Source organism: Flavobacterium aeripolare (assembly GCF_013294025.1).
GTDB lineage: Bacteria > Bacteroidota > Bacteroidia > Flavobacteriales > Flavobacteriaceae > Flavobacterium.
The window spans coordinates 240,092-252,127 of record NZ_JABSNL010000004.1 but is presented as its reverse complement, the minus strand read 5'-3'; the positions used below and the strand labels follow the sequence as shown (position 1 = coordinate 252,127).

The 12,036-nt window shown below is 35.5% G+C and carries 10 protein-coding genes; 9 read left to right on the top strand and 1 reads right to left on the bottom strand.

What is annotated here, in order from left to right; genetic code table 11:
- Positions 1 to 2: 2 nt before the first annotated feature.
- The 5 genes from map to pruA all read left to right on the top strand — a co-directional run bounded on the left by map (position 3) and on the right by pruA (position 5,416).
- Entirely contained in the window at positions 3 to 821 is an 819-nt protein-coding gene (gene map, locus HNQ00_RS07075) for a type I methionyl aminopeptidase (protein ID WP_173837618.1), read from the top strand.
- Positions 822 to 937: 116 nt separating this feature from the next.
- The gene (locus HNQ00_RS07070) at positions 938 to 1,702 is read left to right on the top strand and encodes a class I SAM-dependent methyltransferase (RefSeq protein ID WP_173837617.1); all 765 of its coding nucleotides are present in this window, start codon (positions 938 to 940) and stop codon (positions 1,700 to 1,702) included.
- 194 nt (positions 1,703 to 1,896) lie between these two features.
- Entirely contained in the window at positions 1,897 to 3,147 is a 1,251-nt protein-coding gene (locus tag HNQ00_RS07065; protein WP_173837616.1) for a type IX secretion system plug protein, read from the top strand.
- 79 nt (positions 3,148 to 3,226) lie between these two features.
- Complete coding sequence (gene apaG, locus HNQ00_RS07060; protein ID WP_173837615.1) at positions 3,227 to 3,613, top strand: Co2+/Mg2+ efflux protein ApaG; 387 nt, start codon at positions 3,227 to 3,229, stop codon at positions 3,611 to 3,613.
- A 174-nt stretch (positions 3,614 to 3,787) separates the two neighbouring features.
- Positions 3,788 to 5,416 (top strand): L-glutamate gamma-semialdehyde dehydrogenase, encoded by a 1,629-nt coding sequence (pruA, locus tag HNQ00_RS07055; RefSeq protein WP_173837614.1) that lies wholly within the window; start codon positions 3,788 to 3,790, stop codon positions 5,414 to 5,416.
- Between the two features lie 143 nt (positions 5,417 to 5,559).
- Here the strand turns inward: pruA and rsmG are convergent, their stop codons facing one another.
- On the bottom strand, positions 5,560 to 6,189 hold the full coding sequence (gene rsmG, locus HNQ00_RS07050; RefSeq protein ID WP_173837613.1) for a 16S rRNA (guanine(527)-N(7))-methyltransferase RsmG: 630 nt from the start codon (positions 6,187 to 6,189) through the stop codon (positions 5,560 to 5,562).
- Between the two features lie 109 nt (positions 6,190 to 6,298).
- Here rsmG and HNQ00_RS07045 point away from each other — a divergent pair, with 109 nt between their 5' ends.
- The 4 genes from HNQ00_RS07045 (at position 6,299) to HNQ00_RS07030 (ending at position 11,950) form a co-directional block, all read left to right on the top strand.
- Positions 6,299 to 7,393: a fatty acid desaturase family protein gene (locus HNQ00_RS07045; RefSeq protein ID WP_173837649.1), complete on the top strand. Its 1,095-nt coding sequence runs from the start codon at positions 6,299 to 6,301 to the stop codon at positions 7,391 to 7,393.
- 110 nt (positions 7,394 to 7,503) lie between these two features.
- Positions 7,504 to 8,691 carry a pyridoxal phosphate-dependent aminotransferase gene (locus HNQ00_RS07040; RefSeq protein ID WP_173837612.1) on the top strand — a complete coding sequence of 396 codons (1,188 nt, stop codon included), beginning with the start codon at positions 7,504 to 7,506 and terminating at the stop codon, positions 8,689 to 8,691.
- A 189-nt stretch (positions 8,692 to 8,880) separates the two neighbouring features.
- Positions 8,881 to 9,339 carry a ferritin-like domain-containing protein gene (locus tag HNQ00_RS07035; RefSeq protein WP_173837611.1) on the top strand — a complete coding sequence of 153 codons (459 nt, stop codon included), beginning with the start codon at positions 8,881 to 8,883 and terminating at the stop codon, positions 9,337 to 9,339.
- 355 nt (positions 9,340 to 9,694) lie between these two features.
- Positions 9,695 to 11,950, top strand: coding sequence for a heparinase II/III family protein (locus HNQ00_RS07030; protein WP_173837610.1), 2,256 nt, complete (start codon positions 9,695 to 9,697; stop codon positions 11,948 to 11,950).
- Positions 11,951 to 12,036: the final 86 nt, after the last annotated feature.

Here is a 12,036-nt window from a genome sequence, read left to right as displayed (position 1 = left end):
ATATGATTATAGTAAAATCCCGTGAAGAAATAGAATTAATGCGTGAAAGTGCTTTGATTGTATCCAAAACATTAGGAATGATTGCTTCTGAAATAAAAGAAGGAGTAACTACATTACATTTAGATAAATTAGCAGAGGAATTCATTCGCGATCATGGCGCGGTACCTAGCTTTTTAGGATTATATGGTTTCCCAAACTCATTATGTATGAGTCCGAACTCACAAGTAGTGCACGGAATTCCTAACAATACTCCTTTACAAAGCGGTGATGTGATTTCTGTAGATTGCGGTGCGTTTAAAAACGGATATCACGGTGATCACGCTTACTCATTTGAGATAGGAGAAGTAGCGCCAGAAACTAAAAAATTATTACAAGTTACTAAGGAATCTTTGTATGTAGGTATTCGTGAATTCAAAGCAGGAAACCGCGTAGAAGATGTGGGTAACGCTATTCAAAAATATACTGAGGCACAAGGTTATGGTGTTGTACGTGAATTAGTAGGACATGGTTTAGGGCAAAAAATGCACGAAGATCCTGAAATGCCAAATTACGGAAAACGCGGTCGCGGAAAATTATTTGTAGAAGGAATGGTTGTTGCAATCGAGCCAATGATTAATCAAGGAACTCGCAACATAAAACAGCACAAAGACGGCTGGACTATTACTACTGCAGATAATAAACCAAGCGCGCATTTTGAGCACGATGTAGCTTTAATCGATGGAAAACCAGAACTGCTATCAACATTTGCTTATGTGTATCAAGCACTAGGAATTGTCAGCAATGAGGAAGATGAATTTAGAAAAATTCCACTAGTTCTTTAGAATTGCGCAGTGCAATTTTCTATTAAACGAATGCTATCATAAACTCAAATTAGTGAAATTCATACTGTGCATATAATTTGTGCTTATTCGTGAAATTCGTATCAAAATACAATCCAATGAAATCCGTGTTTAAACTAGTACTTAATACCATTCCTCGCCCCCTACTTATTCGTTTGAGTTATGTGGCGCGTCCTATTATTGCTTTCACTTTAAAAGGCGATAAATTTACTGATCCTATTGATGGTAAAAGTTTCAAGTCGATGTTGCCGTACGGGTACGAAACGCAGCGCAATAACGTATTATCACCTAGTACGCTTTCACTTGAAAGACACCGCTTACTATGGTTGTATTTAAACGATAAAACCGATTTTTTTACAGCACCAAAAAAAGTATTGCATTTTGCTCCTGAGCAGGCATTTTATAAGTTGTTTCGAAATCAAAAAAATCTCGATTATACTACTACCGATTTATTTTCGCCACTTGCTGACGTAAAAGCAGATATTTGTGATTTGCCCTTTGAAGACAATCAATACGATGTAATCTTGTGTAATCACGTGTTAGAACATATTCCAGACGACACTAAGGCAATGCAGGAATTGTACCGAGTATTGAAACCCGGCGGTATGGCAATTTTACAAATTCCGCAAGATTTAAATCGTGCTGTTACCTACGCCGATGATACCATAACAGACCAGAAAAAACGTGCTGAAATATTTGGACAATACGATCACGTGCGTATTTATGGTCGTGATTATTTTGACAAGTTAAGAAGCATAGGTTTTACAGTTATTGAAGAGGACTATACTAGTAAAATAGCACCCGAACTAGTTGAAAAATATTGCTTAGCTAAAGGGGAAATTATCCCTGTTTGTTTCAAATAAGCACATTAAATTACAATATAAAAAGCCTCTAGAAGTTTACAACTTATAGAGGCTTCTTTATTTATTACTACTGCTATCTTTTGACAATATGAAAATAATGGCTCAAGATTTGCTATAAATAGTATAGAAGAGGTTTATTCGAATAAAAATAGTGTAAATTAGTATCTTTAGCCCTTTAAAAGCCATCGCATCACATGAAAAAAAGCATCCCTTTTATATTGATTTGTTTCGTTCAATTTTGCTTTGCGCAAGTGCAAGAAACTTCGACCACTCCAGTAAATATCAAAACGGTATCTTTTACACAAAATAATGTAAATGCGGTACCTATTTTTGTATTAGGCAGCAACTTTCAACTGCAATTTGACGACCTTTTTGGCAACGAGGCCGACTATTATTATGAGATTACACATTGCGACTACAACTGGCAACCCACACAAATACCTAAAGCCGAATACCTAGAAGGTTTTGACAACCAACGCATACAAACATACAGCAATTCATTCAACACATTGCAGCTGTATTCCCATTACACCTTATCACTACCTAATCAAAATACACTGGGCTTAAAATTGAGCGGCAATTACATTATCACCGTGCTGAATGATGCTAAAGAGCCTGTTTTTTCTCGAAAATTTATTCTCTATGAAGAAGAAGTAAAAATCCCAATGCAGATAAAAAGAGCGAGAACAACTGCTAACCTACCCTATAAACACAATTTAGATTTTTCTATAAATTCCACTGCGTTAACTTTTCAGAATCCTTTAAAAAACGTAAAAGTAATGTTGCTTCAAAACGGGAAGTTTGATACCGCAATAAAAAACATTGCTCCCCAATATACTTTGGGTAACGAACTGGTTTACAAATACGATTCAGAAACGCAGTTTTGGGCGGGTAATGAATTTTTATTTTTCGAAAATAAAGACATTAGAGCCTCTGGAAACAATGTCGCTATAATTGATGCCAATACTGCTATATATGGAAGCCATCTTTTTACACATAACGCTAGAGCTTCGTTCCCCTACTCCTTCACGCAAGATGTGAATGGGAATTTTCTCGTAAACAATATCAATGGCAGCGACAATACTGTTGAAGCAGATTACGCCTGGGTATACTTTACCCTTTCAGCGCCTTCTTTTAGATTAGATAAAGACATTTACATCACTGGAATGTTCAACAATTATGCTTTATCTGAAGAGAACAAGATGGAATACAACGAGAAAAAAGGAATATATGAAAAAGCCCTTTTAATCAAGCAAGGATTTACCAATTATGAATACACTGTAGCCGATATAAAAGGAAAGATAGATTACGAAAATGCAATCGACGGGAATTTTTATCAAACAGAAAATAATTATACTGTACTTGTTTACTACAAAGAAAACACCGGCAGATACGATCGAGTTGTAGGCAAGGCCGACTTAAACTCGATAAATGTTGTCAATTAAAATATTAGTTAAAATCAATTAAGCAGTAGCAAAATTTCGTATTTTTGTTATTCTAACGCACACAAATAGCTCAAATTACATGGTTTCTCAAATAACAAGAGGCATAAAGATATCGGTACTTACTAGTTTTGAGGGAACGTACCTCAAGGACTATAAGATTCACTTTGCTTTTAGTTATGAGATAACAATTGAAAATACGAGTAAAGATTCGGTGCAGTTGACATCGCGTCACTGGGAAATTCACGATGCATTAAATGATATTGAAATAGTCGATGGCGAAGGAGTCATTGGAAAAAAACCTGTTTTAAAACCAGGGGAATTACACACGTATAGTTCTGGCTGTTTACTTGCCTCTCCTTATGGGGCGATGAAAGGTTATTTTAATATGATCAACTTCACCACTGCAAAGACCTTTAAAGTTTTAATACCAAGCTTTAGATTATCAGCTCCTTTTGCTTTGAATTAAAACTTTTTGATTCAACATTTTTTACTTTCTTAGGGCGTATTTATCTCTTTTTTGAATTATCCTTCGTACTTTTGTTATGCAATAATTTTTTCGCAAATTTCTGCTTAAATTATTACTAATAGGAATGTCTAACCTTGTCTGCTTTTTTTTTGCAGATGAACAAATCAAAATATCATGCTAAAAGGATTTTTTAACGTACCAAAAGCGGTAAATGAACCAGTAAAAGGGTACGCGCCAAATTCACCTGAAAGAGCAGCTGTACAAGCAGCTTACACTAAAATGTGGAATTCTACAATTGACGTTCCGTTATACATCGGAAGTGAAGAAATTAGAACTGGAAACACAAAAAACATGACGGCTCCTCACGACCACAAGCATGTTGTAGGAACGTACCACCTTTCTGAGAAATCGCATGTTGAAAAAGCTATTGCAAACGCATTAGAATCTAGAACAGCATGGGCAAACATGGCATGGGAACAAAGAGCAGCTATCTTCTTGAAAGCAGCTGAACTAATCGCAGGACCATACAGAGCAAGAATCAATGCAGCGACAATGATCGCGCAATCAAAAAATATCCACCAAGCAGAAATTGATGCTTCTTGTGAGTTAATTGACTTTTTACGTTTTAACGTAGAGTTCATGACGCAAATATATGGAGACCAACCTTCTTCTACATCTGATATGTGGAACCGTCTAGAATACCGTCCTCTTGAAGGATTTGTATATGCGATTACACCTTTTAACTTTACAGCAATTGCTGCTAATCTTCCAGCGAGTGCTGCAATGATGGGTAACGTTGTGGTATGGAAACCAAGTGATAGCCAAGTATTTTCGGCTCAAATTATTATCGAAGTTTTCAAAGAAGCTGGAGTTCCTGATGGCGTTATCAACGTAGTTTTTGGAGATGCTTTAATGGTGACTGACACCGTTCTTGCAAGCCGTGACTTTGCAGGACTACACTTTACAGGTTCGACTCACGTATTTAAAGATATCTGGGCAAAAATAGGAACAAACATTCACCACTATAAAACATACCCAAGAATTGTAGGAGAAACTGGAGGAAAAGATTTTATCATCGCTCACTCTAGCGCTAACCCTAAACAAGTTTCTACAGGAATTGTACGTGGTGCATTTGAATTTCAAGGTCAAAAATGTTCAGCAGCTTCAAGAGCTTACGTACCACAAAGTATGTGGCCAGCTGTAAAAGAGCAAATCATCACAGATGTTAAATCAATGAAAATGGGTTCTCCAGAAGACTTTAGTAATTTTGTTACTGCAGTTATTCATGAAGGTTCATTTGACAAACTAGCTAGTTTTATTGACCAAGCTAAAAAAGATACTGACGCTGAAATCATCGTTGGAGGAAACTACGACAAATCAGTTGGGTACTTTATTGAGCCTACAGTTATCGTAACTACAAACCCTCACTATTCAACAATGGAAACCGAATTATTCGGACCTGTGATGACTATTTTCGTATATGAAGATGCAAAATGGGAAGAAACTTTAGAATTAGTAGATTCAACTTCTGAGTACGCATTAACAGGAGCTGTTTTCAGCACAGATCGTTATGCAATTGAAGTAGCGACTGTAAAATTACAAAACGCTGCAGGTAACTTCTACATCAACGATAAACCAACAGGTGCAGTTGTAGGACAACAACCATTTGGTGGAGCAAGAGCTTCAGGAACAAACGACAAAGCAGGTTCTCCATTGAACTTATTGCGTTGGGCTTCTCCTAGAACTATCAAAGAAACATTTGTAACTCCAGTAGATTACAGATACCCATTTTTGGGAGAATAATATTCTAAGTTGCAAAGTCTCTGAGTGACTAAGCTACTAAGCTTTACCACTTAAGAAAACATAAAAAAGCCGAATCTATAATTTTAGATTCGGCTTTTTGCTTTATATCATTACGTAACGTCAGTCTTACGACTGTACGAACATTATACTACAAACTTCAGTGGTAAATGCACTACTTTTTTAGTTTCAAAGAATTCATCCTCAAAAAAGTCAGCTAGATTGTATTCTGTTGCTTTAGGGAATGCAGCTAACTCTTCGGTTAAATCACCACCTTTTAAATATAAAATTCCGTTTTTTAACGCGTGTTTGTGTTGCTTTTTTATTTTTGTTTTAACCCAAGAAACAAAATCTGGCATGTTTGTAACGGCACGGCTAACGATAAAGTCAAAATCACCTTTTACATTTTCGGCACGCAACTGCTCTGCTTTTACATTTTTTAATTCTAAAGCATCAACAACACCTTGTACCACTTTAATTTTTTTGGCAATAACATCAATCAAATAAAAACGTGTTTCAGGGAAAAGAATCGCTAAAGGAATTCCAGGAAAACCACCTCCAGTTCCTACGTCTAATACGTAAGCTCCAGGTTCGAACTTCATCACTTTGGCTATTCCTAATGAATGCAAAATGTGCTTGGTGTACAAAGCATCGATATCTTTTCTCGAAATCACATTGATTTTTTCGTTCCAATCGTGGTATAAAAAGTCCAATTTTTCGAATTGCTCTTTTTGTAGCTCGGTTAAATTGGGAAAATACTTAATAATCTCGTCCATCGTTCAATTTTTTTAACAAAAGTACTGATTTTAACTCTTAAATATTTAACTCAATTTTGCAGAGTTGAAAATTTTAATAATTATCTTTGGGACTTATTACAATTTATATATGATTACATCGGCACCTACATTTGCTAAGCAAGACAAAATGAAGTTTTTTAGAACTCTTAACTCTCGGGTTAACAACTACTTCAAAGAAAATAATATTAAAAAAACAGGTAACTGGAGATTGTACTTAAAAACAATTATCCTCTTTGCTGTATTTTTAGCACCCTACTTTTTAATACTCACACTTGACATGCCTTTCTGGGCGCATCTATTACTAACGATCGTCATGGGAATAGGAATGGCTGGAGTGGGAATGAACGTGATGCATGATGGTAATCATGGGTCTTATTCGAATAAAAGTTGGGTTAACAAATTCATGGGTGGAACCATTTATGTTCTTGCTGGAAACGTATACAACTGGCAAGTACAACATAATGTATTGCACCACACCTACACTAATATTCCTGGTCATGATGAAGATCTAGATGCGGGTAGAATTATCCGTTTTACAAAAGAAGCAAAATGGCATAGCTTTCACCGTTTCCAACAATATTACTCGGTTTTTTTATATGGGTTATTGACTTTCAACTGGGCGATTACTACTGATTTTAAACAGATGAGAAGTTACCTAAAAAGAAAATTATCTTATGGAGAAGCTAAGAGCCCAAAGATTCTTTGGACAACTTTGATCATTACAAAAATTATATACGTCTCTATCTGGATTGTATTACCAATCGTGATTGGGATTACTTGGTGGAAAGTACTTATTGGTTTTTTCATCATGCATTATACAGCTGGATTAATTTTGAGCGTCGTTTTTCAATTAGCACATGTTGTTGAAGAAACTACAAATCCCTCACCAAATGAATTAGGAGAAATGGACAATACTTGGGCAATTCACCAATTGTTCACAACAACTAATTTCGCCCCTAGAAACGCCATTGTAAACTGGTATACAGGTGGATTAAATCACCAAATAGAGCACCATATTTTTCCTAATATCAGTCATGTTCATTATGGTAAAATAGCAAAAATTGTAAAGGAGACAGCACAAGAATGCAACCTTCCTTATTATGAATATAAGACCATGCGTTCTGCAGTGGTTGCTCATTTCAAGCATCTAAAAGAGCTGGGAATGAAGCCAGAAATGATTTAATTACAGATCTGCTGTACTTTTACACGAGTTCCATTTTAAAGATAAAACTAAAAACTAATCTATAACTACTGCCCTAAAAACTATTATTTAAGGCATCAATTCAACTAATAATGAACCCACTTTCAGACAGAATCAACAACTTAGCGACTTCACAAACATTAGCAATGGCAGCCTTGGCAAGAGAATTAAAAGCACAAGGGAAAGATATAATCAGCTTAAGTTTAGGAGAACCAGATTTCAACACCCCTGACTTCATTAAAGAAGCAGCAAAACAAGCTATTGACGATAATTACAGTACGTACTCTCCTGTGGATGGATATGGAGAACTGAAAGATGCTATTTGTAGAAAATTCAAGAGAGATAATAATTTAGAGTACAAACCGGCAAATATCGTTGTGTCAACCGGAGCAAAACAATCATTATATAACATCGCTCAAGTAATGCTGAACGATGGTGATGAAGTAATTTTGCCAGCACCATACTGGGTTTCTTATTTTGAAATTGTAAAATTATCTGGAGGTGTACCGGTAGAAGTACCCACATCAATAGATACTGATTTTAAAATCACGCCTGCACAACTAGAAGCTGCAATCACACCAAAAACAAAAATGATGTGGTTCTCTACACCTTGTAATCCTTCAGGATCTGTTTACAGTCGTGAGGAATTAACGGCACTTGCAGCGGTATTAGAAAAACATCCTAACGTATATGTTGTTGCTGATGAAATCTATGAGCACATCAATTTCTCTGGGACTTTTTGCAGCATCGGATCTATACCTGGTATGTTTGATAAAACAATAACAGTTAACGGAGTTGCAAAAGCATTTGCAATGACAGGATACCGTATTGGTTACATAGGAGCACCTGAATTTATTGCAAAAGCATGTACAAAAATTCAAGGGCAAGTGACTTCAGGGGCAAACTCTCCAGCACAGCGCGCTACAATCACAGCAGTAGATGCTGATCCATCTGTATTAAAGCACATGGTTGATGCTTTCCATTCTCGTAGAGATTTAGTAGTAGGTTTATTAAAAGAAATTCCAGGAGTGAAAATAAACGTTCCAGAAGGAGCCTTTTATGTATTCCCTGATGTATCCTCTTTCTTTGGAAAAACATTGAAAGGAACAGAAATCAAAAACGCCATGGATTTATCAATGTACCTTCTAGCAGAAGCGAATGTAGCAACAGTTACAGGTGACGCTTTTGGTAACCCTGATTGTATTCGTTTTTCATACGCAACAAGTGATGACATATTAAAAGAAGCTTTAAAAAGAATTAAAGACGCTTTAGCACTGTAATAATCGCTTTTGTCAATTAGACTTAAATAGTCCTACAAAATGCCTCACAATCATATTCTTGAGGCATTTTTTTTTCGAATAAAAAACAGCTGCTGCGTAATCTTGTAATAATCCACTGAAATTTTGTAAGATAAAACTCTTTCTATTGCCCCATCTTTGTATCAAACAAATAATTAAAAAACAAACGTTATGACAAATTCAGATGACAAAAGAGAAAAAGTAGTAAGCACATTAGACGGATTAATTGCAATACTAGAGGACGGAAAATTAGGATATAAAAATGCAGCTGAACATGCAGAAAATAGCATGATCAAATCAGAATTTGTAGAATTTGCTCGTGAGCGCTCGCTATTCATTGTAGAGCTACAAGACGAAATCAATAAATTAGGAAAATCGACAGACACATCAGGCGGAGGAGCATTAGGAGCAATTCACCGTGCATGGATTGACATTAAATCAACTTTTACAAGTGGAGATACTGAGTCAATTATTAACGCATGTATTACTGGTGAAGAATCAGCTGTTGAACAATATGAAGACGCTTTAAAAGTAGTCGAAATGGAGCCGAACCAAATTGCAATCGTTTCAAAACAATTGAATAGTATTAAAGCTATCTTGATGAAACTTAAAGCAAAAACAGTAAACTAAAATGCCAACATTAAAATTTTAAAAACTACCAAGTGATACTGACCTTGGTAGTTTTTTTTATGGAAATTTGTAACTGATATTAGTAATAGTGGAATGGGGACGCTACTCTAACTTACAAATGAATTGTAAAAAGAAAATCGAAATTTTTATGGCTTTTTATTTTATAACTTAAGAATTGATTCCGGTTAAAACCCATCCAGGAAATTAATTAAATAGGTTCTCAAAATAGTTGACTGCATTTAAGTTTCACTACTACAGCTACTGTTAAACCGTACTCTTTTTCGAAAGAGCAAATTGCAAACCCAATTTGGTAAACCAATTATTTTGCCTATTTTTAGAGAAAAATAATATCCAAATGGCGCAATTGAAATCCATGGTTATCTCCGGTCTATTGATGGCCTCTCTATCCCTTTTTGCACAAGATTTACCAAGTAATTCAGTTATAAAAACCACTGACCTTTACAGTCATCTAAAAGCTGAAATCAAGAATCAAATACCCAATAGTGAAGCTGCTCTTGCAGCTTATTATAGAAAAGCATTTGCAGAACGTTTTTATTACGACTGGCATACCGTTCCCGAACGATTTGAACTGTATGCAAACTCATTTCCTGAGGCAGAAGCAAATCATCTAGAGCGAGCAAATGACCACATGACAAAGTTTAAGTCCTCAAGTGCTTGGTTGTTACCGTTTAACTATCAAAATGGAGGAAAAGTAGATGCTTATGCTTTACGCCATCTTGCGAGACAGCACAAAATGGTGGATATCGCTTTTACTTATTTCTACAATAACAAGGATCCTAAATACATTAGATACTTTACAGATCAAATGCAGTCTTTAAATGCGGCACTAGACAACAATGCGTATGAAACAATTAAGAATGGGAACGGTGTCTATGAGGCATTTCGATCTGGCTACCGTATCTTAAATTGGTTAGAAATACACAACCTATTTCTAGGAGAAAAAGCATATACTGACAAAGACCAACTGAATACTATTGCTACGCTATTACAACATGCTGAAAATTTGTATGAGACTAACGCCACATTTACAGATGGAAATCATCAAACAAGAGGAATGTCGGCACTGGCGATGTTAGCCATTTTGTTGCGAGATTTTGAAGGAACAGATAAATGGTACGAGAGAGCGATGACTAGATTAAACGAACATCTATCTAAGGAAATTAACCCTGATGGATTTCAGTTTGAACGCTCAGTACATTATCACATGAGTGATATCGAAACCTATTATTTTGTATATCAACTTGCAAAAATCAGCAACATTACGATCGATAAATCTGTTGAAGATAAACTAAAATCTCTTTTCACAAGTTTAGCAAAAATTTCATATCCAGATAAATCAGCTCCTGTTTTACAAGACGACACAAACGAACCTTGGGCCGAAAAGAATACCATTTCAGGAACAATGAGCTTGGGCTACGTATTATATGAAGATCCTACCGTAGGTTACTTTGCTCAAGACTTGATTGACTCAAATATGTATTGGTTTTTAAACAAGCAACAACTAGAGTCTTTAAAACAAATCGAGAAAAAAAAGCCAGCTTTCGAGTCTGTCACATTACCCGAAACAGCTTATTACATCATGCGTGAAGGATGGAATAAAAATGACAAAATGATGATTATTAGCAATGGTGTAGACGATTTGAAGCCTGATCATCAACATGGCGATATTCTAGGAATTCAAGCTGTAGCAAATGGCCAAGTTATTTTACCTAATTATCAAGTGCGTTATTCATTAACCGACTTTGATTTTTTCAAAAACTCAATGGTTAAAAATGTAGCTTTAGTTGACAATGAATTACAAGGAAAAGAATGGACGTCTAATGAAGGTGGTAGTGGGTTTGGAAAATTTAAAAAGTTGCCACTACCAACTACTATCAGTTGGGAAAGCAATCCGCAATTTGATTTATTTGTGGGCAGTCATGACGGTTTTGAGAATGTAGGAGTCAAATACAGCCGTCAAGTAATTTATTTAAAAGATGATTTATGGATTGTGAAAGATAATTTCTATTCGAAAGAAAAACATACTTACAAGCAAGTTTGGCAGGGTCATTACACCGAAGATTTAAAACCAAATCTTATTAGATCTAATTTTTCAGATGCAACAGGGTTGGATATATACCAACTAACAACAGTAGATAAAAATGAGAAATCAGGTACACGAGGAAAAGAATGGACTGTGGTAAGTAAAGAAAACATGTCTGAATTTAGTTTTATAACTATTTTGCACCCCTATTCAAATTTTGACAAACGAATAAATGAAGAAACAAAAACACCAGAAATAGCAGGTTGGAAACAAAATATCTTACCCTTTCAAGCCACAGGAGATCAACTTAAAAGTTTATCAAAGGGAGGTAAGTCCTTTTTATTTAATGTAAAGACATTAACTATTGCCGCTAATAACATCCAGTTTAATGAACCTACTGACGTTGCTATTGACATCAATGGGTCCCAAATTACACTCTTTAATTTGTCTGAAAAAGCAGCATCAACTATAGTTGTTAGTAAAGCGACAGTTATGCAAGATGGTAAAAGAGTACGCACAAATACCATTTTAAAACCAGGAAATAAACTTGTAATTACGTCTAAATAACTCCACATATAAAACCAGATGCTACAACTGTATCGGGTTTTTTATCCATACTATTTACTAACTATTAGCTGCCGTGAGCTATATTG